The organism is Arthrobacter gengyunqii, from assembly GCF_023022985.1.
Classification (GTDB): domain Bacteria; phylum Actinomycetota; class Actinomycetes; order Actinomycetales; family Micrococcaceae; genus Arthrobacter_B; species Arthrobacter_B gengyunqii.
This window is the reverse complement of sequence record NZ_CP095461.1, coordinates 316098-340470: the sequence shown is the minus strand read 5'-3', so window position 1 is coordinate 340470 and position 24373 is coordinate 316098. Positions and strand designations below refer to the sequence as shown.

Sequence of the window (24373 nt, the reverse complement as noted above, 5' to 3'; positions counted from 1 at the left end):
GCGCAAGTAACAATGCGGCACTTGTCTCACTATATGGACGGTTTGGGACTAAATGTGACCCACTTCACGGAATCGGCGCGCGGGAAGAAGTGATACGCGTCGCGCTGCCGGTGCCGGACTGCGGCTGTGTGGCTGGTTAGGCGCTCTTTTTGGGCAAAATAAACGCACCCGTTCATAAGCGAGGTTATAAACGGGTGCGAGTCAAGCATTCCAGCGGATGTCCGCATAGTGGACACTTCTGCCGGCAGGGTTTCGGCGTCCGCCGAACGGGTTGTTAGTCTACGACGCCGTATAACCGGTCCCCGGCATCGCCCAGACCCGGCACGATGTAGGACTTTTCATCCAACCGCTCATCGATCGAGGCCAGCACGATGGTCACGTTAGCGTCGGTCAGTTCCTTCTTCAGCACTTCAAGCCCTTCAGGGGCAGCCAGCAGGCAGATGCACGTGATGTCTGCTGCTCCGCGCTTGAACAGGAACTTGATGGCCTCACGCAGGGTCCCGCCGGTGGCCAGCATGGGGTCCAGGACGAATACCTGACGGCCGGTGAGGTCATCCGGGAGCCGCTCCGCGTACGTGATCGCTTCGAGGGTTTCCTCATTGCGGGCCATGCCCAGGAAGCCGACCTCAGCCGTGGGAACCAGGCGGGTCATGCCTTCCAGCATTCCGAGGCCTGCCCGCAGGATGGGCACCACCAGCGGAGTCGGCTTAACCAGTCCGGTGCCGACGGCGGAAGTGACCGGCGTCTCGATCTGAACGGGCTCAACGCGGACGTTGCGGGTGGCTTCGTAGGCCAGGAGGGTGACGAGTTCTTCCGTGAGCTGACGGAACACCGGTGAAGGGGTGTCCTTGTCGCGGAGAACGGTGAGTTTGTGGGCAACTAGGGGGTGATCCACTACAAGTACGCGCATGCTTCAAAAATACCACTCGCAGCCCGAGTCTCCCCTGCGGTGCAGGCACCCATCCCTCTTCCCGGGCCCGGCCGCAACTGCGGGAAGATAGGACCATGATGCCACCCACCGAACAGCACGAGTCCTGGATGGATCTTGCCCTGACGGAGGCGCGCGGCGCCCTGGCGACGCAGGACGTGCCGATCGGCGCCGTCGTCGTCGGTCCTGACGGAACCGTGATCGGCACCGGCCGCAATGAACGCGAGGCCACGGGCGACCCGACCGCCCACGCGGAAGTGGTGGCTATCCGCGAGGCGGCTGCCGCCGTCGGGGAATGGCGGTTGGAGGGGTGCACCCTGGTGGTCACCCTGGAGCCGTGCGCGATGTGTGCCGGGGCGATTGTCCTGGCGCGTATCCCGAAGGTGGTGTTCGGCGCCTGGGATGAGAAGGCCGGGGCTGCCGGGTCAGTGTTCGATATTCTCCGCGAACGCCGGCTGAATCATTGGGTGGAGGTCTTCCCGGAGGTCCGCGAGGCGGAGTGCGCCAAGTTGCTCACTGACTTTTTCGGCTCTCGGCGATCAGGCTGACAGCTGCGGGATTCATACGTAGGCTTACTAACTCAGAACCCGATATCCCAAGGAGTTCAGTTATGAGTTCAGACCAGGACGGACTGGATACAGTCGTCAAGATTCTCGAGCACGCCGATATTGCACAGCTGACCACCGAGGACCTGAGCGGGAAGTTGGTCAGTCGGCCGCTTCAGTTGCAGGAAACGGATTCCGACGGCAACCTGTGGTTCTTCACCCAGGATCCCTCCCCCAAGGCGGACGAGATCCGGGCCAACCCGAACGTGAATGTTTCGGTGCATGATTCCAAGGGCTACCTGTCCATCAGCGGCAAGGCCACCATCACCAAGGACGAGGGCAAGATCGAGGAGCTGTGGAAGTCTCCGGTTGCCGCGTGGTTCGACGAGGGGCGCGAGGACCCGTCGATTGCACTGATCAAGGTGGATACTGACACCGCTGAATACTGGGCCACGGACGAACCCCGGGTGGCCACCATGTTCAAGATTGCCAAGAGCGCCGTCACCGGTGACACCCCCAACATCGGCAAGAACGACGTCGTCGACCTCTAGTTTCGGTGACCGCCCGGACTGCGAACCCGGCCGTTTTGGGGCATTGGCCTCCGACCCGGTAATGTTGACGCGATGGTGACGTGTCCGAGCGGCCGAAGGTGCAACACTCGAAATGTTGTTTGGTGAAAGCCAACGTGGGTTCAAATCCCACCGTCACCGCCAGATGAAAACCCCCGGGAAACCGGGGGTTTTCTGCATTTTCAGGGTGCATCTGAACGCCCCGGGCCTCCCACCGTCAGGTGTAGAAGAACCGCACGGCGTGGAAGAAGACCGGTGCCGCGAAGCAGAGCGAGTCGAGGCGGTCCATGATGCCGCCGTGACCGGGGATGGTGGAGCCGAAGTCCTTGATGCCGCGGTCACGCTTGATGGCGGACATCACCAGCCCTCCGGCGAAACCCATCACACAGGAGATGAGGGCCAGGAGCGCGGCCATCAACGGGTTGAACGGTGTGATCCACCATAGGGCAGCCCCCAGCGCGGTGGCCGAAAGCACTCCCCCGATGAAACCTTCCCACGTCTTGTTGGGACTCACGCTCGGCGCGATCGGGTGCCTTCCGAGCGTTTTGCCCCACACATACTGCAGCACATCGGAGCCCTGCACCACGATCAGCAGGAACAGCAGCAGATGCGCGCCGGTAGCCCCACCGGTCCCGGGCGCCGAACCTTCGGCCGCATCCCGGCCTGCCTCCATGGCTAACGGAAGCTGCAGGAGCGCCGGGGCGTAGCTCAAGGCATAGACGCATACCATCAGCGCCCACTGAATAGCCGCGGTTCGCTGCAGGAACCCGGCGGTCTGCCCGGCGAGTGCATTGCGCGTCGGCAGGAAGAGGAAGGCGTACACCGGGATGAACACACTGAACATGCCATACCAGTGCTCCCACAGGAACCAGTAGTGCACCGCCGGAATGATGAACACCAGCCACACAAGCACTTTGTGATCTCCACGGCCGGTCGGAGAAATGGTGATGAACTCGCGCAGTGCCAGAAGTGACAGCAGCAGAAACAGCACAATCGTCACCGTCTCGCCGGCTGCCAAGACAGCGCCTATCAGTGCGACCATCAACCACCAGGCGTTGATGCGCTGCTTCAGGTTCACAATGGTGCTCATGGGGCCCAATCGGCGGCCCAGAAGCCATGCGATCACGGTGGCTACAACTAGAACAACGACGACGCCGCCAAGGAGTTTCAGGGACGACGAGTCCAACAAACCCAGTTCCCAGTCGCTCACAGGTTGTCCTGCCCGGGATGGCTACGAGGGGCCGAGCCGCCGTCGTCCTGTCTGGCCGTATCTGCAGATTGCGGGCCTTGATGCTTAGCCAGGCCTTCCACGAGAACCTGCCGGGCGCGGGCCAGGAACGTCGACTTGTCCTCATCGGGAGCCAGATGGAGGGGCTCGCAGAAGATGACAGTCGACAGGTGCGGCACAGGGATCCTCTCTCCTTTGGGGAGGATCCTTCCGAGGTTGGCGAGCGTCACGGGGACCACCGGTACCTCCGGGTGGAGACGAGCCAGTTTGTATAGTCCGCCGTGAAACTGGGCGATCGTTTCGCCGTCGCCGCGAGTGCCTTCAGGGAAGATAATCAGCGAATCCCCCGCGGCCAGCACCTCAGCCATGCCCTCCACCTGGCCCTTGGGGCTGACCCCCGAGTCCGACGTGCGCTGCCGATGGCTGCTGGAGCCGTGGCGTTCGACCAAATAGGCATTGAAGATCTGTTCGGCGAAAGCCTTACGCACCCCGGAGCCCCAGTAGTCCTTGGCAGCCACCGGGCGGGCGCGTTGCTGAAGCCCTGCCGGCAGTGCGGCCCAAATGGTGAGGAAGTCCAGATGGCTCGAATGGTTCGCGTAATAGATGGCCTGCTCGGGTAGATCCAGTTCGGATTCTCCGGCTGCAGTCACCACGCGCGCACCGGCGAAGGCACTGATAAGTTTCGCGAGGCTGCGCCGGGAGGCTCTGCCGACGTTCATGATGGCAGGGCCGTGCCGCGGGCGCGCAGCGCAGCGCTGACACGGCGCAATCGGCGAGCACAGGTGAGCAGGGAGCCTAAAGCGATGAGCGCCAGAGTGCCGAACAGGACCCACCCTTCCGACCAGGGAAGCCAGGGTTCGGCGATGCCCACCAAGACGCCGACCATCAGCAACCACATGCGTTGCGGTTTGGCCAAGGGACCGTCGAAGAAGTTTCCCGTGCCGAGGGCTGCTCCGAGGCAGCGGATGTAGGCGGTGAGTACGGCGAGTATCGCCGCAACGAATCCCAGCGTCACCCCGAAATCAACTCGGTCGGCGGTCACCAGCCCGGCAGTGGCGATGCCTGCTGCCCCTAGGAACAGCACATCGGAGATCCGATCAGGCAGTTCATTGTAGATATCGCCCACCGGTGAGCTCATACCCTTTTCCACGGCCAGCATTCCGTCGAGCATGTTCAACAACAAACGCAGCGGTATGCAGGCAGCAGCCGCGGCCAGAAGGACAGCACGAATTATGGCGTCGTCAACATGCGCCGACCAGATAAGCGCAGCGGCGCCCGCTGCGGCGAACACCACTGAACCGACCGAGATCTGATTGGGGGTGAGTTTCGCGGCCGCAAGAATATCTGCAGATTTTGCCGCCCACCGGCTGCTTCGCTGCGGAATTTTCCGCCTGTCCGTTCCTTGGCTCACGTGGAGTTTCCATTCATTTGGCCCTATGCGTAGCTCATAGGCTAGTGCGGGCCAGGCGGCGGAACCGGCAGCAACGCGCAATCAATCCCGTGGTTCGAATTCACTATTCATTACAGTGTGAACATGAGCGCTCGACGCAAATCAGCCAACAGGTCCGCCCTGCAGGACCACGGAATCGCCGGCGTCTGGGGCTTCGCAGAAGCGACGTTCTTCTTTGTGGTCCCCGATGTGTGGACGTCTTGGGTGGGGCTGCGCCGACCGAAACGCGCGCTAGGCACCACCGTCTCAGCCCTCGGCGGCGCAATAGCCGGAGGGGCACTGACCTACTGGTGGGGCCGCAAGGTAGCGTCAAACACTTCGCGTAAGGCATTGGTGAAAGTTCCTGCGGTCACGGATGCCATGATCAGCGAGGTGGAGCAGGAGATCGCCGAGTCCGGGGCCGCTTCTTTGCTGCGGGGACCCACCCGCGGAGTCCCGTACAAGCTCTATGCGCGGGCAGCCGGGCTGCAGCGGACCTCGCTCGGAACGTTTCTTGCCTGGAGTGTGCCCGGCCGAATGATCCGGTTCCTTCTGGTGACAGTGGCAGTCTCCGGGATTGCCGCCCTGGGCCGTCGCTGGTTCCCTGGAATGTCCGAACGGCGCATCTCGACCGTGTTCTGGATCTGCTGGGGTGCGTTCTACGCGGTCTTCATTCCGCTGAAGGCCCGCCGCGGGTCAACCTCGGCCTAGAGGCCTTCCGCCTCGAACTCCCTATCCTGCGTCGGTGTCCGGTTTCGCCCGGTGGCCGGCGAGTGCGGCGCGAGGGTCACCGGGCTCATGCCGCTCCTTCTTTTCGCCGAACGGCAGGACCTTCTTCAACGGCGCCAAGACAGACATGACCACCAGGATCGCGAATGCCCTAATAATCGGGTTTTCTTCACCGATTTCCAACGCACAGTCCTTCGAAAAGAACACGACCCATAGCCGGCCGCAGAATCGGTCAATTACTAACCGGTTCGCGCAGCGCACCCTAGAATCCCACCCTCACCGCAGTTCGAGGAGGCCCCGGTTCCCCTGGAAACCAAGGGAACCGAGGCCTCCGGGTCCGCTCCGCCGTCGGTGCTGAACCACATCTATTTGTGGAGCTGATCCGTGCTCGTGTGGGGAGACACCGTCGACGTCTAGAGGGGGCTAGGCAGGCATCTTCGCGCCCTTGGTGCGATTGCACCGCCAGCACAATGTTTGGAGGTTGTCCGGCTCGCTGAGGCCTCCCCTGGACACAGGAATGATGTGATCGACCTCGAGCAACAGGTGCGGCTCAGCTGAAACCGAAACCCCGCACTGCACGCAAGTGTGGCGATCTCGATCCTTAATCCAGCCCCGCAAGCGCGCTGTCATAAGGGCACGCTGACCGGCCGCAGACTTTGCCCATCGAATCTTTTCGACGAGGGTCTCGGACAGGGCATCGAGCGTGGGAGTGTCCAACTTAATATCAACCGTCTGACCGGTATTGCCGCCCGCTGAGGTGTACTGAAACTTGTATTGAGGGTAGGGCACCGTAATAGGCGAAAGGTGAACGCCTACCAGGCTCCAGAACTCCTCGGAGTAACGCTTGAGAATGAATGCAGGCGGATTGATCATTGCAACGATTTCAGCCTCCCGCTTCCGTACGTTGTCCACCGCCTCTTCGAGTTTGGAGACGTCCTGAGCGACACGCTGGACGTCGGCTAGCGTTCCCTGGTCCGCTCTGATCTCGAAGTACTTCATGAGGTACTTGATCGGCTCCACGCTCGCGTTGCGCACGACTTGCAGTGAAGCGTTGTGGACGTGCGGCGCATATTCTGCGACGTTGCGGTCGCGACGGTTGTTCCATGCAGAAGTGTTTTCGAAGTTCGCCAGATGTGCGTATCGTCCGGTGGAAGAAGCCCCCAGCTCGAATGCACCCTCATCTCGAATCTCTGCCACGTAATTGACCACGTCGTTGTGTTCGGCAACAACAGATGTGACCTTCGTACGTAAGGACTGGAACTGCTCCGACTCAAAGTACCGGTTCTTTCGCACGTTCCAGATGACTGCATTTGCGATCGGCACCATCACCAGGCCGAAAAGGAAGCCGAAGCCGCCCATCACCGGCGTGAGTAGTATTGGGACTGCAATTAGCAGCGTGACGAAGAGCCACTTGGGCATAGGATTTCCCCTAGTAGAGTAACGGTCAGACTTTTCGAGGTTAAGTTTAGCGAGGGCCTCCGACACGCCCCTGTCCCTGCTGAGCGGTTGTCCCCGCAGGCTTGACTACACGGTACGGATCCTCCGCTTTCTCATCGTTCGCATCCCTCTCAGGCTTCGACCCCGCTGAGTCTGCAGGGAACGTTCGCGGACGGCTCAGGAGGGAACGGCATTTTGTGGACGGGTGACCACTGGATCCCCAGCAACTCCCTAGCTGTACCCGGCCAGGACGTTGGTAACGGCGTGTCTGGTTGAACGAAGGAGAACCTCCGGATGGGATGTGGCTTGTCAAAGGCCCACTCCAACCCGGAGGTTCTCGTGTCCCACAGTAATGCCCGTTTGACCGTTTATGGCCGGCTGCTGATCGTCCATCGCCACCAGTCTGGCTGGAAACAGGCCCATATCGCGGCCGCTATGGGTGTCTCACGCAAGTGCGTGAAGACCTGGATCGACCGCTACGACGCTGAAGGCGAAGCAGGGCTGGCCACACGATCCTCCCGGCCGCACACGATGCCAACGCGCACCAGCACCGACACTGAGCAGAAGGTCCTCTCCGCGCGCGCTGAGCATCGCGCCGGGCCCGACGTGCTCGGACCGATGCTGGGCGTCCCGGCGCGAACGGTATCCCGGATCCTTCGCCGCCATGGCACGGCCTTCCTGCGTGACTGCGACCCGATCACCGGAGAGGTGATCCGCTCATCGAAGGCCACTGCGGTGCGGTACGAGCGCGAACGGCCCGGCGAGCTGGTGCACATGGACGTCAAAAAGCTCGGCAAGATCCCCGACGGCGGCGGCTGGAAGGCCCACGGGCGGCAGATGGGTTCCACGAACGCGCGCAAGCAGATCAAAGTCGGCTACGACTACGTCCACTCCGTGATCGATGATCACTCCCGGCTGGCCTACAGCGAGATCCTGCCCGACGAGAAAGGAAACACCTGCGCGGGGTTCCTGGAACGGGCCATCACCTACTTCGCTTCACACGGCATCACACGGATCGAGCGCTTGATGACCGACAACGCCTGGGCCTACCGCTACTCGCTGCGTGATCTCTGCGCCGCCTACGGCATCACGCAGAAGTTCATCAAACCGCACTGCCCCTGGCAGAACGGCAAGGTGGAGCGCCTGAACCGCACCCTGGCCACCGAATGGGCCTACCGACGGATCTTCACCAGCAACGACGAGCGGGCAGCGGCACTTGCGCCATGGCTCGAGCACTACAACAATGAACGACGCCACAGCGCACTCGGAGGCAAACCACCCATCAGCCGCCTGCTACCAACCTAATGGCCGGGTACACCTAGCCGGCGTCGGTGTCCGGTTTCTCTGGCCGGTGCCCGGCGATCGCCGCCCGGGTGTCACCGGTTTCGTGCCCGTCCTTCTTCTTGCCGAACGGGAGCACCTTCATCAGGGGGTGCAGGACAGCCATGACAATCAGGCCCCAGGCCAGTCCGATGACAGCTGAGCAGAGCGTGTTCACGAGCCAGCCCAGGAGGCCGCCCACAACCGCGAGCCCGGCGACGGGATGCTCCAGGGCGTGGACCAGGTCATACGGGGCATGCCATCCGAGGTCGGAGACCCCCACCAGCATGATGTGTCCGCCGACCCAGAGCATGGCGATCGTGCCAATGAAGGTGATGGCAGCCAGCACGGCAGGCATTCCCTTCACCAGCAGGGCGCCGAAGCGTTTGGAACCGGCGGACTCCTTTTTGGTCAGATGCAGGCCGATGTCGTCCATCTTGACGATCAGTCCAACGGCCCCGTAGACGAGCACAGTGATCGCGATGGCCACGACCACCAGGATTACCGCGCGCACCCAGATGGAGGCGTCTGCTACCTCATTCATGGAAATGACCATGATCTCGCAGGACAGGATGAAGTCGGTGGTGATGGCACCCTTGACCACCTTGGACTCCGCGTCGGGACCCCGCTCCACCGCCGGCGCCTCTTTGGCCTCGTGATGGCCGAAGAACTTGTGCCAGACCTTTTCGGCACCCTCGTAGCAGAGGTACGTGCCGCCCAGCATGAGGATGAACGGGATCACGGCGGGAATGAAGGCGCTGATGAGCAGCAGGGCGGGCAGGATGATCAACAGCTTGTTCCGGAGCGAGCCCCAGAAGATGCGCTTGATCATGGGCAGTTCACGGGACGGGTCGGCACCGGACACGTACTGCGGTGTCACGGCGGCATCGTCAATCACGACGCCGGCAGCTTTGGCTCCCGCCTTCGCGGCTCCGGCAGCGATGTCGTCGACCGAGGCGGCGGCGATGCGTGCCAGGGCGGCGACGTCGTCCAGCAGGGCGACGAGTCCCCCGCTCACAGCCGGACTCCGTGCTGGTGCGGGGCAGTCATCTGCTTCTGGATGTCGCCCTTGAGGCGTGGATTTTGCATATCAAAATTATAGGTTGCCGGGCTTTCACTCCGGCTATTCCGTTGCCTGTGCCGCTCGGGCTACCTTCGACGATGTGGACACAACATTTTGCGCCGAGGTGTTCGAGTGGCGCGGGCCGGCGCCGTTCTACTGGCTGTTGCTGCCTGAAGACGCGGCTGACTACGTCCGTGCCCAAGCTGCGGCAGCCACCTATGGGTGGGGCGCCATTCCTGTCTGTGTCCGGATCGGGACCACCGAGTGGGAGACTTCGCTGCTTCCGCGCAGCGGCGGGTATGCCCTGCCGCTGCGGAAGGACGTTCGGCTCAAGGAACGCATAGACGACGGCGCCAGGGTGGCGGTTGGAATGAGCGTGGCTACCCGCGGAGGCCGGGCCGCCACCGCCCCCGGCAACACGAAACCTGCTTGACCATCAACTACGGACAGCCGGTTTCCGCCGCGGTGTTGAATCTGGCACCGTCCTGGTCACAGGCGAACGTAGGCCCAGCCTTCCCATTGCCTGCGTGCCAGGTGCGCGACGGCGGCATCCACGGTTTCCACACCACGGTGCAGTTCATCCGTCTGGACTGCGGCATGGGTCATGCTGTTCCGGCAGGCCAGGACGTGAATGTCTTGCGACAGGGCTCCGTCGAGGGCGCTCTCATTTCCTATGCCCGAACGAAGGAGCCGCACCCCAAACCCTTGAACCACCACCTCGACTCTCCTGTCGGGGCCCAGTGCACGGCGTGAGTTTCCTGCGCTGCGGAGCACACCGGCCAGCCATGTTCCGCTGTCGGGCCCAAAGCCGTGCATCACCAGGCCCGGCAGCGCATCATCCGTCCGGGCAGCGACATCGATCCGCGTCTCAGGTTCCGAGGAAGTTCCGCCGGTTTCCCTGTCTGAAAGTTCCATCTTTTCAGTGTCCTCCGGCACGCCGGCATGGGACAGGGGCCGCGGCCGCCGTCGTCGGCCGCCGTCGTCGAACTGCGCGCTGCGCTCTTAGTCGACGAAGTGCGTCTTCGGCTCTTTCTCGCCCACTGAGGCAACAACGGAGGCGGCAATGTCGCGCAGTTTTACGTTCCGCGCACTCGAAGCCGCTTTGAGGATACCGATGGCGGCCTCCTGGCTGCACCTGTTTTGGGCCATGATGATTCCCACGGCCAGGTCGATCGTGGTGCGTGACCCCATGGCTGCTTTGAGGTTTTCCCTGCTCTCGTCCAGCTGGGTAATGCGCATAGCGAGCCGCAGGGATTTGGAGGCGCCGCGGGCAAACTCTTCAGCGGCGCGGATCATCTCGTCGGTGAAGGCATCCGGTTCCCGCGCATACACGTTCAGTCCGCACCGGGCGTCATTGTCCAGGGGAATTGGAACGCCCAGAATCGATTTCAGGCCATATCCGGCGATCGCTTTGGCGTACTCGTCCCACCTCGGGTCCGTGGTGATGTCTCGCACTACAACCGTGCTGTTGGTGCGGGCTGCTTCCAAGCAGGGACCGGTGCCGAACCGGTACTGGACCTCATCCATGCGCCGGGACTCCTCGCTGTCACTGGCCACCGTGCCGGCGCTGCCCGGCCGCAGAAGCGTGACACCGGAAAACAGCTCCTGCCCGGGAGCGGCCAGGGTGTCAACGGTCAGGCGGGTCAGATCCTCGAGAAAACCCTCCACGTCGCTTGTTTCCAGGAGCATGTCCTGCAACAGGCCGGAGTAATCTTTTCCAGTCTCGGCCTGTGCTGCCCGCGCGGCATCGATCAGTTCTGTTGTTTCTGCGGCAGAATGTTTGCTCCCGTCCCCTGCAGAAGGGAGCCGGGCAGAAAAATTGTCGCTGGACATGTCACCAATTTCCGTTTTTTTGGGGGGGGGGGTGGGCCGTGCGCCTTTTCCATTAGAGCACCGCGTGAAACCTTGTGCCGATCCTTAGCGGACAAATCCCGCAGAGGGGCAATCAGACGCCCCAGAAAACCTTCACGGCGTCCACCACTCCGGCGCCCTGTTCCTGCCCGGCCAATGCTGACGGGCGGCGGGTGGACGAGAGCAGCAGATTGGTTCCAAAAGCTGACAGGCTGACCGCATCAGCCTCAAGCAAAAATGTGTCAGCAGAACCCGACAGGCGCTTCAACGCTTGAGGCAGAGTGGGGCCGAAGGGGCTGTCCGGAGCCTCCGGTGCGCAGGAAAGGACCAGCACCTTGTCGTATCCGGCGGCAAGGTCCGCATTCGAGGCGGAGCGCATTCCGCCATCCATATAGGGGACGCCGCCAATCCGCACCGGCGGCCAGGCACCGGGCACACTGCAGCTTGCCGCGACAGCCTGGGCGAGCTCGGCCCCGGAGGAGGCATCGAAAACCCGAAACGCGCCGTCGTCCGCATTGACCGCTGTCACTTGCAACAGACCGGACGGCCATGAGGGAGCCGGAAGCAGGGATCGAATGGTGTCCACCCACCGGGTTTCGGAAAGTCCCTCGCCGGCGGCGAGCGCCGTTTTGCCGATCCGGGCACGGGCTTCCTGCTCCCCGCCGGATCCGCGGGCGGCCGTCCCCATCATGTTCATGAACTCTTCAACGCTGAAATGGGGCAATTCACCCTGCCCTGCCGCGTTTTCTTCCGGTTCGTTTTGCTGCAGCTGGGCCACAAGTGCCTCGCGCAGCACGCCAAACCGCAGGGACGCGCCGACGACGGAGCCGGCGGACGTTCCCACCACCAGGTCGGCGTCGTTCAATTCGATGCCGTGCTCCAGCAGGGTGGCCAGGACGCCGATCTGCCAGGCGATGCCGGCCACTCCCCCGCCGCCCAGAACTATTGCCCGTGTTTCGCTCGTGGTTGTCATGCGGGCAGTCTAAGCCCGGGACATGTGAGTACTGCCACCCGTTTTTTCCTGCTGCGGCCCGAGGTATTCAATGGAGGCATGGCATTGCGCGTATTGATGGTTGGCCGAAAGCACGAAGACTGGGTGGTGGACGGGATCCGCCGCTATGAAAAGAGACTGAAAAAGCCTTTTGATCTGACCTGGGTTTCCATTCCGCATTCCGCACGGGAAGGAGATGCCGCCCGTAAGGAGGAATCTGAGCGGCTGCTGGCCAAGCTGGGCAGCGACTATGTCATTTTGCTGGATGAACGAGGCAAGGCAATCACCTCTCCCGCGCTCGCCAAGACCCTGCAAAAGCCCTTGGACAATTCCCGCAATGTCACGCTGATTATCGGCGGCGCCTACGGAGTGGACCAGAGCGTGCACGACCGCGCTGATTTCATCTGGTCGCTGTCTCCTCTGGTCTTTCCCCACCAGCTGGTCCGCCTGATCCTGGCGGAACAGGTGTACCGTGCCCAGGAGATCGCCGGCGGGCGCCCCTACCACCACGAATAGCTGCACCCTGGGGCCGGTGGCCGTGCGCGGCCGGGCAAGTGCGTGGTCGGCGGGTGTGCGCGCGGCCGGCGGGTGTGCGCACGGCCGGCGAGTGAAGGATTGACGACGACGTTGCGCCGTGGCCGGAAAGCGTAACGTTTGCGGCGTCATTGTGACCACGCCCGCGGCGCCTAATTGACGCCGTACCCGCCGTGCGGACAAGGTGATCCTATGAATAACCGGTCGCGGAAGTTGTTGTCAGCAAGGAACCCTCTCTCAGCACGCAGAAACTGGCCGCTGACCGCAGCCGTCCTTGGCACGGTGCTTGTCGTAACCGGTTGTGGGTCCGGGGGCGCGGGAACCGCGTCGTCCGCGTCGCCGTCGTCGTCCGCGGCCTCGGCGACTCCCGGAGTATCGCCGAGCACCGGGGCCTCCACAGATGCAACCGGAGCCGCATCCCCTGGTTCCAGTGCTCCGGCAGCCACCCCCACCGATTCCACCGGAGCCGGGGCGACAAGCGCCCCCGAGGCGTGCGCTGCTGCGGACCTCGCGGGAGAGGTCGAGGAGAACATCGGCGGCGGTGCCGCGGGCAGCGTCTACCGCACACTGGTCCTGACGAATGTCTCATCCGAGCCCTGCACGTCAGCAGCAGGCTTCCCCGGAGTCTCCTATGTTGACGACACCTCAAACGATCAAATTGGAGCGGCCGCCGTGCGCTCAGGCGAAGACGCCGCCGCGGGCGGGTCTTTTGTTCTGGAACCCGGGCAGTCGGTTGTCGCTGAATTGAAGGAAACCCGGGCCGAAAACTACGGTCAGGAATGCGAACCCCATCAGGCAACGAAGCTGCTCGTCTACCCTCCGGAAGACCTTGAATTCCTCGAAATTCCGCATGAGATTCTTGCCTGTGAAAACCCCAACGTAGAGCTGCTGAGCATCGGAGCCCTGCAGAAGCGGTAAGCGGCATCCTGGCCACTCGTCCTCCACAGGCGATACCGTTGGGGAGTTTGTCCACACAGAGGAATCTTTTTCCCGCCCGGTAACCTGGGCGCGGGAAAATTGATTTATGGAAACAATCCTTCAGCCGGAAGCACGGGCTGGCTCCGACGATTCCGGTGGGTGCACACATCCACCTGGGTTCCTGCTGTCGCTGGAAGATGCTGCTGAAGCGCTGAGCATTCTTTGCCGCAGATCTGTCCGCTCGGCCGGACTCATGGGTATCGGCCAGGCAGCACACTTCGCGGCCGAAGTGGAAGCCATGGCGCGGTCTGTGGATTATCTGCAAATCGTCTGTGCCGGGGCGCTGGATACGCACCGGGTTGCCGAAGCCTTCGGCTCGACCGGCTCGACCGGCTCGGCTGGCCCGGCTGCGGCACCGTTCGTGGCAGAGGGTCCACCAGTTGCTGCAGGTGCCGAAACGAGCGGAGCCGGTGCAGACAGTGCACCCGGTGCACTTGCCGAAGGAGCTGCCGCTTGGAACAACACCTGGACCCAGGTGGATTCATCCGCTCATCATGCGGCCGGCAAAGCCCGCGCCGAGTTCCGCACCACTGCGGACTACATGCGCTGCCGGCTGAGGATCAGCCGAGCTGAAGCCCAGCGGCGTGTGAAACTGGCTTCCGTTCTGCTGCCGGCTTCCGGCTGCAGCGGGCAACCCGTTCCCGCCGCTTTGCCTGTTCTCGCCGAAGCCGCAGCGGCCGGTCAGATCTCGTCCATGTCCGCGCTCATCATTGCCGAGGCAGTGGATCAGGTGAGACACCGCAGCGGCACCGAGACCGCCGAAGTCATGGAAACTGAGCTGGCGTCCGTAGGGAGCCAGCACGACACTGACTTTCTCGCCCGAACCGCCCGCCGGTGGGTATTGCTGGCGGATCAGGACGGCGCTGAACCCACCGAGGAGGAATTGCGCCGTTTCCAGGGTGTTTTCTCCGGCCGCAAAAAGAACGGGCTGAACCATCTCAGCATCTACTGCACCGCTGAACAGCACGAGACGTTGCTGACCCTGATGAATGCTGCTGCCGGCCCCCGGGCATCAGACTCCGACGCGGCGGCGGCTTTCAGCAGCGGCGGGTCCCGGGAAACAATTCCAGGTTTTGCCCGGCACGCGGACGGCAGTGAACCCGACGAGGGAACGTCATCGCGGCTGGACAGGCGCACCCGTCCCCAGCGGCTCCTTGGCGGACTGGTGGATCTGGCCAAGGCTGCACTGGCAGCGGGCGGCGTTCCCGCCAGCGGCGGACTGCGGCCCCAGGTCATGGTCACAATCGATGCGGCGTCGCTCTTGAAGGACTTCAACTACGGGTCCGTCGTCAAAGGTTTGGAGGCAGCGGACAACCGAGCCGCACAGCCGAAGAAGGCGTTCGCGGAACAGCAGCAGGAAGCAGCGAGTCCGGGATCGTTTGCTTTCACCGGACCGGCACCGGCAGCTACCGTGCGCAAGCTCGCCTGCGACGCGGAGATGCTGCCCGTTGTGCTCTCCGGCGAGGGACGGATCCTGGATGTGGGACGGGCACAGCGCCTGTTCCCGCCACACATGCGTAAGGCCCTGCACGCCCGGGACGGAGGATGCGCCTTCCCCGGCTGCAGCATCCCCGGACCGTGGACCGAAGCTCACCACATCCGCTACTGGAACCACGGCGGGCCAACGTCAACGGACAACGGCGTCCTGCTGTGTTCACACCACCACCATGAGGTTCACAAGGAAAACTGGCAGATCAGAATACGAGCCGGCGTTCCTTGGTTTGTTCCGCCGGCGTATGTGGATCCTGAACGGGTGCCGCTGCGCAACGTGTACTTCCGTTCGTCGGTGGCAGAACCCCCTGCCCGCAGCCACGCAATCTGAGAGCAGCCGCCGCTACGGGACAGGACGTGCGGATTCGGCCTGCAGCCAAACTCCGCCGCGGAAACCGAAAGTGTCAGGCCGGTGCGGAACAATGGTGCACATGACATCGGGAGCTTCGGTGCTGCAGAAATTCACCCCCGCCACCAGGGAGTGGTTCGAGGGTGCCTTCGCCGCGCCGACACCTGCACAAACCGGAGCATGGGACGCCATTTCAAAGGGTGCAAACGCATTGGTGGTGGCGCCCACCGGGTCGGGCAAAACCTTGGCTGCCTTCCTGTGGGCTTTGGACAGTTTTATCGCTTCGGCAGCTGCCACCGGCACCATCGCGCAACCCGTTCCGGCAGACGGCGTCACAGCACCCGGACGCAAGAAAAACACTGCACCCAAACGCAAGACCAAAGTTCTGTACATCTCGCCGCTGAAAGCCCTCGGCGTTGATGTGGAGCGGAACCTGCGCTCCCCCTTGATCGGCATTACCCAGACGGCCAAACGGCTGGGACTGCCGACACCGTCCATTACCGTCGGAGTCCGCTCGGGAGACACACCCCAGAACGAGCGCCGGACGCTGCTCACACGGCCGCCGGACATCCTCATCACGACGCCGGAATCACTGTTCCTCATGCTGACGTCCCGCGCCCGGGAAACCTTGGCCGAGGTGGAGACCGTCATCGTCGACGAGGTGCACGCAGTTGCCGGCACCAAGCGCGGTGCACATCTGGCAGTCACCTTGGCCCGTTTGGATGCGATGCTTCCCAAACCGGTCCAGCGGATCGGATTGTCCGCAACGGTGGAGCCCCATGAGACAGTCGCCCGGTTCCTGGGCGGTAACGCTCCGGTGCAGATCGTGGCTCCGGCAGCAAAGAAATCCTGGGACCTCACTGTGACAGTTCCTGTCGAGGACATGTCCGATCTGGGCGGCACTCCCGCCGCGGAAGACACCGTTGAGGGCGGATACGCGCCGCAGGCGAGCATTTGGCCGCACGTCGAGGAAAAAATCGTCGACCTCATCGAGACGAACCGCTCCACCATCGTGTTCGCCAATTCCCGCCGGCTGGCAGAACGGCTGACGGCAAGGCTCAACGAAATCCATGCCTACCGGCAGGAAGCCGCTGCCCTGTCAATGACCGCAACCGGCATGGAGGGTGCCAACGCCGCTGTAGGCACCGCGGCCGACGACGACACCGCTGAGGCTGTCTTGACGGGCGCCGGTTCCGCGCCGTCCGCCGCTGCTGTATCCGCACCTTCCGCCGAGGCCACCGGTTCCGGCGGGTCCGCCGCAGCAGGAGGCTCCGCTGCTTCCGCCGGAGCTGCGGCCCTGCCGACAGCGCGTCCGCCCGCACAACTCATGGCACAGGCAGGCGTGTCGATCCGCTACCGCCAGCCGGACGAGATCGCGGTCGCGGTCGACGACGACAACCCGGTTCTGGCCCGGGCCCACCACGGCTCAGTGTCCAAAGACCAGCGGGCCCTCATCGAGGATGACCTGAAATCCGGGCGGCTTCGCTGCGTCGTGGCCACGAGCTCGTTGGAACTGGGCATCGACATGGGAGCCGTGGACCTGGTCATCCAGGTCGAATCCCCGCCGTCAGTGGCCAGCGGCCTGCAGCGGGTGGGGCGTGCTGGACACCAGGTCGGCGAGACGTCCCAGGGTGTCATGTTCCCCAAGCACCGCGGAGACCTGCTGAATACGGCGGTGGTTGCCGAACGGATGCTGGCCGGTCAGATTGAGCCGCTGTACATACCCGCCAATCCCCTCGACATCCTTGCCCAGCAAACGGTCGCCGCGTCCGCACTCGGCTCCATCGACGTGGAGGAATGGTTCGACGTCGTCCGCCAATCCGCACCGTTCGCGGGCCTGCCCCGTTCCGCTTTTGACGCAACCCTTGACCTGCTGGCCGGCCGTTATCCGTCCGACGAATTCGCGGAGCTGCGGCCGCGCATTGTCTGGGACCGCTCCGAAGGCACCATCACCGGGCGGCCCGGCGCGCAGCGGCTGGCCGTGACCTCCGGCGGCACCATTCCGGACCGGGGACTGTTCGGCGTGTATCTGGTGGGCGATTCCGAGGGCAAGAACAGCCGCCGCGTCGGTGAACTTGATGAGGAAATGGTCTACGAATCCCGGGTGGGTGACGTCTTTGCGCTCGGCGCCACCAGCTGGCGGATTGAAGACATCACCCACGACCGGGTGCTCGTTTCCCCTGCGTTCGGGCAGCCCGGAAAGCTGCCGTTCTGGCGGGGGGATTCCCTCGGCCGGCCGGTGGAACTGGGCCGGGCGCTGGGCGGGTTTGTCCGTGAACTGTCCGGCGCCGATGATGACACCGCAGCCAAGCGGCTGGCCGCCGTCGGTCTCGACGCCTGGGCTGCCGGCAACCTGATGACCTATCTGCGGGAACAGCAGCAGGCCACCGATGTGGTGCCCAATGACAGGTCGCTGGTGGTGGAGCGTTTCCACGACGAGCTCGGCGATTGGCGGGTGGTCCTGCACAGTCCGTACGGAATGCCGGTGCACGCTCCCTGGGCTCTCGCCGTCGGCGCCCGGCTCCACCAGCGCTACGGGCTGGACGGATCGGCCATGGCCTCCGATGACGGCATCGTGCTGCGGGTGCCCCTGATGGAGGACGAACCGCCGGGGGCTGAGTTGTTCATCTTCGACGCGGATGAGCTCGACTCAATCGTGACCGCAGAGGTGGGCGGATCGGCCCTGTTCGCCTCGCGTTTCCGTGAATGCGCCGCGCGTGCCCTGCTGCTGCCGCGGCAGAATCCCGGAAAACGGACGCCGCTGTGGCAGCAGCGTCAGCGGTCCGCACAGTTGCTGGACGTCGCCAAAAAGTACCCGACGTTCCCCATCGTGCTCGAGACCGTGCGCGAATGCCTCCAAGATGTCTACGACCTGCCCGCCCTGAAAGACATTGCCTCCGGGATCGAGCGCCGTGAAATCCGGCTGGTGGAGACCACCACTCCCTCGCCGTCGCCCTTTGCCCGGTCCCTGCTCTTCGGCTACGTCGGCGCTTTCCTGTATGAGGGTGACTCTCCGCTGGCGGAACGGCGTGCGGCTGCCCTGTCTCTGGATCCGACCCTGCTCAATGAGCTGCTCGGCCGGGCGGAGCTGCGTGAACTGCTGGATGCCCGCATCATCGCCCAGACCGAACGAGAGCTGCAGCGGTTGGCCGATGATCGTCGGGTTCGGGGCGTTGAAGGCGTTGCGGACCTGCTGCGGCTGCTGGGTCCGCTGACCGTTCCCGAGGTCGCGGGCCGCCTGCAGCCCGGGGAGTCGGAGCAGACGGCGACGACGGCCACGGCGACGACGGCAAGCGCGCCAAGTACCATCGCCGCCGCTGTGCACGACGCTCCCGGAAGCGAGGTTGCCGGCGACGAGGCGCCCGGAACGGACGCTGCCGGACCTGCCTCATCCGGAGCATCGTCCGAGTATGCCCTCGAGCTGCTTGAGCAGCTGGTCCGGTCCAACCGGGCGCTGAAGGTCGGCGTCGCCGGACAGCAGCGCTACGCGGCCATCGAGGACGCCGCCCGCCTGCGCGATGCTTTGGGTGTGCCGTTGCCGATGGGTGTCCCTCTGGCCTTCATCGAACCGGTGGCTGATCCCCTGGGTGACCTGATTGGCCGCTACGCACGCACCCACGGCCCCTTTACCGCCGCGGAAGCCGCAACGCGGCTGGGACTGGGCGTCGCCGTCGTAACCACCACCTTGCAGCGGCTGGCCGGTGAAGGGCGCGTTGTTGAAGGTGAGTTCCGCCCGGCCGAAACCCAAATCCTGGACGCTGCGGCCGGCGTGGACCAAACACCCGGCGCGGTCATCACCGTTCCCGGTGCGCCTGCCGGCACTGAATGGTGCGACGTTGAGGTGCTGCGCCGCCTGCGCAGGCGCTCCCTCGCCGCCCTGCGTTCCGAAGTGGAGCCGGTGGAACCGGCAACCTATGCCCGTTTCCTGCCGGTCTGGCAGAACGTGGGCTCCTCGCTCCGCGGGCTCGACGGCGTTGCCACCGTGATCGACCAGCTCTCCGGCGTGCCCATCCCCGCTTCCGCCTGGGAACCCCTCATTCTCGGGTCCCGGGTTCGGAACTACGCCCCTGCCATGCTGGACGAACTCACCGCAACGGGTGAGGTCCTTTGGTCCGGAACCGGTTCCCTTCCGGGAAACGATGGCTGGATTTCCCTCCATCTGGCCGAAAATGCACCCCTGACACTGAACCCGGCCCCGGATTTCGTTCCGTCGGATGTGCAGCAGCACCTGCTCGATCTGTTGTCCGGCGGCGGCGCATACTTCTTCCGGCAACTGGCCGATGGACTGGCTGCGAAGGACGCCGAGTCCTCCGACGCGAACATCGTCAGCGCCCTGTGGGATTTGGTGTGGGCGGGAAGAATCAGCAACGACACCTTCACTCCCGTCCGTTCCCTGCTAGCTGGCGGCAAAACGGCGCACAAACAGCGGGCAGCAACACCCCGCGCCCGGACCGCGCGACTGGGACGGCTGGGCCGGGCACCGGGAGCCTCCCTCACCGGAAGCTCCATGCGTCTTGCGGCCGGCGGCAACCAGCCCACCGCCCTGCGAAACGCTCCTCCCCTCGTCGCCGGGCGCTGGAGCATGCTGCCCGAGGTGGAACGGGACACCACCATCCACGCCCATGCCACGGCCGAACTGCTGCTGGACCGCTACGGGGTTGTCACCCGGGGGTCAGTGGCCAGCGAGGGAACACCGGGCGGTTTCGCCCTGCTGTACCGGGTGCTGGCCCGACTGGAGGAAATGGGCCGCTGCCGCCGCGGATACTTCATTGAACAACTCGGGGCGGCGCAGTTTGCCGTTCCCGCCACGGTGGACCGGCTGCGCTCATTCTCCGAGGATTCACAGCTGCGGAAACCGGAACCGTCAGCGGTGGCCCTGGCCGCCACCGATCCGGCGAATCCGTTTGGTGCTGCCCTGCCGTGGCCAACGCTGGACGGCGGCCACCGGCCAGGACGGAAAGCGGGTGCCCTCGTGGTGCTGGTGGACGGAAACCTCGCTCTCTACGCCGAACGCGGCGGGAAAACACTGCTGACCTTCACGGAAGATCCGGCGGTGCTCGAGCTTTCCGCCGCCGCTCTGGTGGACATCATTCGCCGCGGTGCCGCGGAAAAGATGGCCATCGAAAAAGTCAACGGGCAGGAAATCCTGGACACCGATGCTGCCCGGGCCCTCACGCACGCCGGTTTCTACACCACGCCGAAGGGATTGCGTTACCGTGTCTGACGTCAACGGTCACGGAGGACACCATGCCTGAAGGCGATACGGTCTGGCGCGCCGCCCGGGAACTCAAGACTGCACTGGCCGGTCAGACGCTCACTAAATGCGACATCCGCGTACCCAAATTCGCCACCACCGACTTCACCGGCCGCACCGTTACCGACGTCGTCGCACGCGGCAAGCATCTCCTGATCCGGCTCGGTGATGAGGACAACGGCTGGATTCTCCACTCCCACCTCAAAATGGAGGGGCTGTGGCACGTCTACGACCGCGGCCAGCGATGGCGCCGTCCGGCGTTCAAGGCGCGGTGCGTCCTGGAGACGTCGCGACATCAGGTTGTCGGCTTTGATCTTGGTTTCCTTCGTGTCCTGCCGCGCTCCGAAGAGGACGACGCCGTCGGTTACCTTGGCCCCGATCTGCTGGGCGCGGACTGGGACGCGGAAGAAGCGCTGCGGCGGATTCAGTCCGTCCCGGAACGCCCCATCGGGCTGGCGTTGCTGGATCAGCGCAATCTGGCGGGGATCGGGAACGTCTACCGCTGCGAGATTTGTTTCCTGGCCGGGGTGCATCCCCTGACTCCGGTTGGCAACGTGCGGAACCTTCCGCGGATGATCGATCTGTCCAAGCGGCTGCTCGAAGCCAACAAGACACGCAGCCGGAGAATTACCACCGGAAACATGGGTGGAGATCCGCTCTGGGTCTACAACAGGGAAACCCGCGGCTGCCTCCGCTGCGGAACGAAGGTGGCCCACGAGCTTGTCGGGGATAACGCGCTGGAGTTGCGGGACCTGTACTACTGTCCGCATTGCCAGCCGGTTTCAACGGCCTCCTCCGGCTAACCGCTCGGGGACAAGCGCTGGTCCCCGAGAGAAAAAGCACCCAAAAACACCGTTTGCCGGCGCTAGGATATGCGCATGTCTTCCACGACGGCGTCAGACGCAAATGGCTACTGGTACCCCGGCATCCCGGACCGTGAGCCCGCAAGAGCGGTGCTCAAAGCCCTGAGGGAATACCGTGCTGCGGAACAGGAAATGCGGCAGCGGATCCGGAATGACCTGAACATCAACGAAAAAGATCTGCAGGCGCTGCATTACCTGATGCACGCTTACCAGCATGGAAACGCCTTGGGCCCCACAGATTTGAGCCGTCTGATGTCCATCTCGACGGCGTCGACCACGGCGCTCATCGACCGTCTCGTCGGAAGCGGACACGTCGAACGGCAAATCCACCCCACCGACCGGCGGGCGCTGAAGCTGGTTCCAACCGACAAGTCCCACGTGGACATGCAGACGAGCCTGCAGCGGTTTCACGAGCGCATGATGGACATCGCTTCGTCGCTTTCACCCAAGGATGCGAACGTCGTGACACGGTTTCTTCTGGCGTTGACCGAGACCGTCGACCAGGAACCCCAGGCACCCTGGAATTCCGTTCCGATCGCCGGCCCTTCCTGACTTTCCGGAACCGCCTACCGGATTCCCCCCTGAACACCCCCGTCACGGATCCGCTCAACGGCTCGGTAGTCTGGAAGGGTGATGCAATCTCCTCTTCCCGTACGCAACGGCGTGAACGCAACCCGCCTGCGGTTGCCGGTTGACGGACCGTGGGAGACGGCCATGGATTATGTCCTGTCCCGGTTTGGCCATGTCGATCCGGACGGCATCGCGGATCGGTTTGCCCGCGGTGAGGTTGTCGGGTTGGGCGGTATTCCGCTGACACCGAAGACTCCCCTGAACGAGCACACCTTCATCTGGTATTACCGGGAACTGCCTCCCGAAAAGCGGCTCCCGGTGGAAATCAACGTCCTGCACCAGGACGACAACCTGCTGGTTGTCGACAAACCCCATTTTTTGCCCACCACTCCCGGCGGCATGTACGTGGCGGAGTCCGCGCTCGTCCGGCTGCGCGTGCAGCTGGACATTCCGGATCTCATTCCCATGCACCGCTTGGACCGGATGACTGCCGGGGTGCTTCTGTTTTCGACCAATCCGGAAACCCGCGGAAAGTACCAGACGCTGTTTGAAAAGCGTCGGATCAGCAAGGAATATGAGGCTGTCGCCCCGGTCCGCACTGACCTGGAGCTTCCCAGAATCGTGCGCAGCCGGATGGTCAAGTCGCGCACCTACCTGCTGGCGCAAGAGGTGGACGGCGAGCCGAATGCGGAAACCCGAGTGGAGCTCTTGGAAGCGCACGACGGCGTGGGCCGCTACCGCCTCCAGCCGCACACGGGCAAGACACACCAGCTGCGGGTGCATATGGCATCGCTGGGAATCGGCATCCTGAACGATTCCTTCTACCCTGAATTGCTGCCGCAGGCACCGGACGACTACGACCGGCCGCTGCAGCTGCTGGCACGCTCGGTGGAGTTTGTGGACCCGTTGACCCGGCAGCCCGTGCAATACCGCAGCGGCCTGTCGCTGGCCTTCGCACCCAAGCCCTGACGCGGATCGCCCCTCTCCCCGGGCCCTGGTCTGCGAGCACGTCGAGCCTGACCTTCGGGTCCGTCCTAGCTCCATTACGTGTCCTCAGGAGCCGAATACCTGCCTTAATCTGTCCTGATAATCGGTTCCCCCGATTCGTCCCTTTTGTCTTTATCGATGGATAGGGTGGGTCAAAATGTCCGGGGCAGCGCCTGCGGATTCCGGCAGAGCAGGAGAAGGACAAAGATGATTCCGCCGTCAATGCCGTCCGATGCCCAAAACAGACCCGCGCCGCCACCGTCTGCGCCATCTGCACCGTCTGCACCGCCTGCGCCGTCTGCACCCTCAATACCGTCCATATCTCCCTCAACAGCGTCTGCGCCGAATGGCCCGAAAACACAGGCACCGGGCGCCTCCGCCCGGGCGCAATCCTTCGTGCCCCGGAAATGGAGCGACTCCCACGTCCATACCGTTCGCCGGACTGTTGTTTCGGCGGCCGCAACAGCAACGGCGGTCATGGCTTATGTTCATATCCGTGACGGCATCCGGCTTATCGATGACAGCGCAGGCGGAGTCGTCGGCTCGGCCGGATCACTCCTCGCGCCGGCCGCCTCGGTGTGGTGGATGTGGTTGCCGGTGACGGCAGCATGGCTGGGATACGCGCTCTACCAGTGGCTTCCCCGGCAGCGGCAGAATCCCCGGCACGAGCGTTTCGGCTGGCTCGTGTTGGCGTCCCAGGTCCTGGCTTTCGCGTGGCTGCTGGCGGTCTCCGGTGAAACCGCCGGCGCCCTCCTGACAGTCGCCGCAGCCCAAGTCGCGGTGGGCCTGGTGGCTGTCCACAGCATGAACATCCACCCGCCGGCCTCCGGCACGGAAGGGATCCTGGCTGACGCGCCCCTCGGGGTGTCGCTGGCAGCAGGCGTCCTTTCCCTGGTTGCCGTGCTTGCCTTCATCCTGACCAGAGCGGAAGCAGATCTCGCGGGCTGGGGAGGCACGGTCTGGGCCTTGATCGGGCTCATCACTGTGTTGGTGGGCGTCACCATGATCTGCATGACCGATCGCGGGCACCTGTCGCTGGCACTGGCTATCGTCTGGGGATTGTCCTGCATTGCTTTTGAGCGGCTGACGGGAGCACCGGACTCCATCAGCATCGGCGTGGGAGCAGCAGTGGCCGCATTCCTGGTCCTGGTGTCCGCGGGCTCCCGCCGGCATCAGGTGGATCATGAACGGCGTCGTGCTGAACGCCAAATCCAAGGGCGCCGGCGAGGTGCTTCCCGGCCAGCCAACACCTAGGGC

Annotated in this window: 23 protein-coding genes and 1 tRNA gene; 14 read left to right on the top strand and 10 right to left on the bottom strand. The window is 63.8% G+C overall.

Annotated features, from left to right (window positions below; translation table 11 throughout):
- Positions 1-274 precede the first annotated feature (274 nt).
- A complete protein-coding gene (gene upp / locus MUG94_RS01690) occupies positions 275-910 on the bottom strand; it encodes a uracil phosphoribosyltransferase (protein ID WP_227909247.1) in 636 nt (211 codons plus the stop codon).
- Positions 911-1005: 95 nt separating this feature from the next.
- Here upp and tadA point away from each other — a divergent pair, with 95 nt between their 5' ends.
- The 3 genes from tadA (at position 1006) to MUG94_RS01675 (ending at position 2186) form a co-directional block, all read left to right on the top strand.
- Entirely contained in the window at positions 1006-1476 is a 471-nt protein-coding gene (gene tadA, locus MUG94_RS01685; RefSeq protein WP_423724483.1) for a tRNA adenosine(34) deaminase TadA, read from the top strand.
- Between the two features lie 62 nt (positions 1477-1538).
- Positions 1539-2024: a pyridoxamine 5'-phosphate oxidase family protein gene (locus MUG94_RS01680; protein WP_227909248.1), complete on the top strand. Its 486-nt coding sequence runs from the start codon at positions 1539-1541 to the stop codon at positions 2022-2024.
- Between the two features lie 74 nt (positions 2025-2098).
- Positions 2099-2186 (top strand) — tRNA-Ser (locus MUG94_RS01675).
- A 73-nt stretch (positions 2187-2259) separates the two neighbouring features.
- Here the strand turns inward: MUG94_RS01675 and MUG94_RS01670 are convergent.
- The 3 genes from MUG94_RS01670 to MUG94_RS01660 are packed head-to-tail and all read right to left on the bottom strand — an operon-like array spanning position 2260 to position 4681.
- Complete coding sequence (locus MUG94_RS01670) at positions 2260-3252, bottom strand: phosphatidate cytidylyltransferase (RefSeq protein ID WP_227909249.1); 993 nt, start codon at positions 3250-3252, stop codon at positions 2260-2262.
- Positions 3249-3989, bottom strand: coding sequence for a lysophospholipid acyltransferase family protein (locus MUG94_RS01665; RefSeq protein WP_227909250.1), 741 nt, complete (start codon positions 3987-3989; stop codon positions 3249-3251). The genes MUG94_RS01670 and MUG94_RS01665 overlap by 4 nt, the downstream gene beginning before the upstream one ends.
- Entirely contained in the window at positions 3986-4681 is a 696-nt protein-coding gene (locus tag MUG94_RS01660) for a CDP-alcohol phosphatidyltransferase family protein (protein WP_227909251.1), read from the bottom strand. Before MUG94_RS01660 ends, MUG94_RS01665 begins: the two co-directional genes overlap by 4 nt.
- A gap of 123 nt (positions 4682-4804) precedes the next feature.
- On the opposite strand from MUG94_RS01660, the gene MUG94_RS01655 reads away from it, so the two are divergent.
- Complete coding sequence (locus MUG94_RS01655; protein ID WP_227909252.1) at positions 4805-5410, top strand: hypothetical protein; 606 nt, start codon at positions 4805-4807, stop codon at positions 5408-5410.
- Positions 5411-5431: 21 nt separating this feature from the next.
- Here MUG94_RS01655 and MUG94_RS01650 read toward each other — a convergent pair whose 3' ends face one another.
- Both MUG94_RS01650 and MUG94_RS01645 read right to left on the bottom strand, forming a co-directional pair.
- Positions 5432-5611 carry a hypothetical protein gene (locus tag MUG94_RS01650; protein ID WP_227909253.1) on the bottom strand — a complete coding sequence of 60 codons (180 nt, stop codon included), beginning with the start codon at positions 5609-5611 and terminating at the stop codon, positions 5432-5434.
- Between the two features lie 240 nt (positions 5612-5851).
- Positions 5852-6847: an HNH endonuclease gene (locus tag MUG94_RS01645; protein ID WP_227909254.1), complete on the bottom strand. Its 996-nt coding sequence runs from the start codon at positions 6845-6847 to the stop codon at positions 5852-5854.
- Positions 6848-7204: 357 nt separating this feature from the next.
- On the opposite strand from MUG94_RS01645, the gene MUG94_RS01640 reads away from it, so the two are divergent.
- Complete coding sequence (locus MUG94_RS01640; RefSeq protein WP_247098827.1) at positions 7205-8170, top strand: IS481 family transposase; 966 nt, start codon at positions 7205-7207, stop codon at positions 8168-8170.
- A gap of 13 nt (positions 8171-8183) precedes the next feature.
- Here the strand turns inward: MUG94_RS01640 and MUG94_RS01635 are convergent, their stop codons facing one another.
- Positions 8184-9203: a DUF808 domain-containing protein gene (locus MUG94_RS01635; protein WP_227909082.1), complete on the bottom strand. Its 1020-nt coding sequence runs from the start codon at positions 9201-9203 to the stop codon at positions 8184-8186.
- A gap of 145 nt (positions 9204-9348) precedes the next feature.
- Between MUG94_RS01635 and MUG94_RS01630 the strand changes: the two genes are divergently transcribed.
- Positions 9349-9681 carry a DUF1905 domain-containing protein gene (locus MUG94_RS01630; RefSeq protein WP_227909083.1) on the top strand — a complete coding sequence of 111 codons (333 nt, stop codon included), beginning with the start codon at positions 9349-9351 and terminating at the stop codon, positions 9679-9681.
- 56 nt (positions 9682-9737) lie between these two features.
- On the opposite strand, the gene MUG94_RS01625 is transcribed toward MUG94_RS01630, so the two are convergent.
- The 3 genes from MUG94_RS01625 to MUG94_RS01615 all read right to left on the bottom strand — a co-directional run bounded on the left by MUG94_RS01625 (position 9738) and on the right by MUG94_RS01615 (position 12072).
- Positions 9738-10163, bottom strand: coding sequence for a DsrE family protein (locus tag MUG94_RS01625; RefSeq protein WP_227909084.1), 426 nt, complete (start codon positions 10161-10163; stop codon positions 9738-9740).
- Between the two features lie 87 nt (positions 10164-10250).
- Positions 10251-11081, bottom strand: coding sequence for a GAF and ANTAR domain-containing protein (locus MUG94_RS01620; protein ID WP_227909085.1), 831 nt, complete (start codon positions 11079-11081; stop codon positions 10251-10253).
- A 112-nt stretch (positions 11082-11193) separates the two neighbouring features.
- Positions 11194-12072: a patatin-like phospholipase family protein gene (locus MUG94_RS01615; RefSeq protein ID WP_227909086.1), complete on the bottom strand. Its 879-nt coding sequence runs from the start codon at positions 12070-12072 to the stop codon at positions 11194-11196.
- Positions 12073-12150: 78 nt separating this feature from the next.
- Between MUG94_RS01615 and MUG94_RS01610 the strand changes: the two genes are divergently transcribed.
- The 8 genes from MUG94_RS01610 (at position 12151) to MUG94_RS01575 (ending at position 24370) form a co-directional block, all read left to right on the top strand.
- Positions 12151-12606, top strand: coding sequence for a 23S rRNA (pseudouridine(1915)-N(3))-methyltransferase RlmH (locus MUG94_RS01610; RefSeq protein WP_104055784.1), 456 nt, complete (start codon positions 12151-12153; stop codon positions 12604-12606).
- A gap of 210 nt (positions 12607-12816) precedes the next feature.
- Complete coding sequence (locus MUG94_RS01605; protein ID WP_227909087.1) at positions 12817-13542, top strand: DUF4232 domain-containing protein; 726 nt, start codon at positions 12817-12819, stop codon at positions 13540-13542.
- Between the two features lie 253 nt (positions 13543-13795).
- Positions 13796-15424: an HNH endonuclease signature motif containing protein gene (locus MUG94_RS01600; protein ID WP_227909088.1), complete on the top strand. Its 1629-nt coding sequence runs from the start codon at positions 13796-13798 to the stop codon at positions 15422-15424.
- A 100-nt stretch (positions 15425-15524) separates the two neighbouring features.
- Complete coding sequence (locus tag MUG94_RS01595; RefSeq protein WP_227909089.1) at positions 15525-20666, top strand: Lhr family helicase; 5142 nt, start codon at positions 15525-15527, stop codon at positions 20664-20666.
- A 23-nt stretch (positions 20667-20689) separates the two neighbouring features.
- Complete coding sequence (locus MUG94_RS01590; RefSeq protein ID WP_227909090.1) at positions 20690-21499, top strand: Fpg/Nei family DNA glycosylase; 810 nt, start codon at positions 20690-20692, stop codon at positions 21497-21499.
- Between the two features lie 75 nt (positions 21500-21574).
- Complete coding sequence (locus tag MUG94_RS01585; RefSeq protein ID WP_227909091.1) at positions 21575-22111, top strand: MarR family winged helix-turn-helix transcriptional regulator; 537 nt, start codon at positions 21575-21577, stop codon at positions 22109-22111.
- 81 nt (positions 22112-22192) lie between these two features.
- Positions 22193-23098 (top strand): RluA family pseudouridine synthase, encoded by a 906-nt coding sequence (locus MUG94_RS01580; protein WP_227909178.1) that lies wholly within the window; start codon positions 22193-22195, stop codon positions 23096-23098.
- 495 nt (positions 23099-23593) lie between these two features.
- Positions 23594-24370, top strand: a complete 777-nt coding sequence (locus MUG94_RS01575) for a TspO-related membrane protein (RefSeq protein ID WP_227909092.1) — start codon at positions 23594-23596, stop codon at positions 24368-24370.
- Positions 24371-24373 lie beyond the last annotated feature (3 nt).

What these genes read in the sequence shown, in the direction of transcription:
- MUG94_RS01665 (WP_227909250.1), bottom strand. Translation starts at nt 3,989, where the DNA reads ATGAACGTCGGCAGAGCCTCCCGGCGCAGCCTCGCGAAACTTATCAGT.
- upp (WP_227909247.1), bottom strand. Translation starts at nt 910, where the DNA reads ATGCGCGTACTTGTAGTGGATCACCCCCTAGTTGCCCACAAACTCACC.
- MUG94_RS01625 (WP_227909084.1), bottom strand. Translation starts at nt 10,163, where the DNA reads ATGGAACTTTCAGACAGGGAAACCGGCGGAACTTCCTCGGAACCTGAG.
- MUG94_RS01575 (WP_227909092.1), top strand. Translation starts at nt 23,594, where the DNA reads ATGGCTTATGTTCATATCCGTGACGGCATCCGGCTTATCGATGACAGC.
- MUG94_RS01620 (WP_227909085.1), bottom strand. Translation starts at nt 11,081, where the DNA reads ATGTCCAGCGACAATTTTTCTGCCCGGCTCCCTTCTGCAGGGGACGGG.
- MUG94_RS01655 (WP_227909252.1), top strand. Translation starts at nt 4,805, where the DNA reads ATGAGCGCTCGACGCAAATCAGCCAACAGGTCCGCCCTGCAGGACCAC.
- MUG94_RS01610 (WP_104055784.1), top strand. Translation starts at nt 12,151, where the DNA reads ATGGCATTGCGCGTATTGATGGTTGGCCGAAAGCACGAAGACTGGGTG.
- MUG94_RS01585 (WP_227909091.1), top strand. Translation starts at nt 21,575, where the DNA reads ATGTCTTCCACGACGGCGTCAGACGCAAATGGCTACTGGTACCCCGGC.
- tadA (WP_423724483.1), top strand. Translation starts at nt 1,006, where the DNA reads ATGATGCCACCCACCGAACAGCACGAGTCCTGGATGGATCTTGCCCTG.
- MUG94_RS01600 (WP_227909088.1), top strand. Translation starts at nt 13,796, where the DNA reads ATGGGTATCGGCCAGGCAGCACACTTCGCGGCCGAAGTGGAAGCCATG.
- MUG94_RS01580 (WP_227909178.1), top strand. Translation starts at nt 22,193, where the DNA reads ATGCAATCTCCTCTTCCCGTACGCAACGGCGTGAACGCAACCCGCCTG.
- MUG94_RS01605 (WP_227909087.1), top strand. Translation starts at nt 12,817, where the DNA reads ATGAATAACCGGTCGCGGAAGTTGTTGTCAGCAAGGAACCCTCTCTCA.
- MUG94_RS01680 (WP_227909248.1), top strand. Translation starts at nt 1,539, where the DNA reads ATGAGTTCAGACCAGGACGGACTGGATACAGTCGTCAAGATTCTCGAG.
- MUG94_RS01645 (WP_227909254.1), bottom strand. Translation starts at nt 6,847, where the DNA reads ATGCCCAAGTGGCTCTTCGTCACGCTGCTAATTGCAGTCCCAATACTA.
- MUG94_RS01590 (WP_227909090.1), top strand. Translation starts at nt 20,690, where the DNA reads ATGCCTGAAGGCGATACGGTCTGGCGCGCCGCCCGGGAACTCAAGACT.
- MUG94_RS01615 (WP_227909086.1), bottom strand. Translation starts at nt 12,072, where the DNA reads ATGACAACCACGAGCGAAACACGGGCAATAGTTCTGGGCGGCGGGGGA.
- MUG94_RS01595 (WP_227909089.1), top strand. Translation starts at nt 15,525, where the DNA reads ATGACATCGGGAGCTTCGGTGCTGCAGAAATTCACCCCCGCCACCAGG.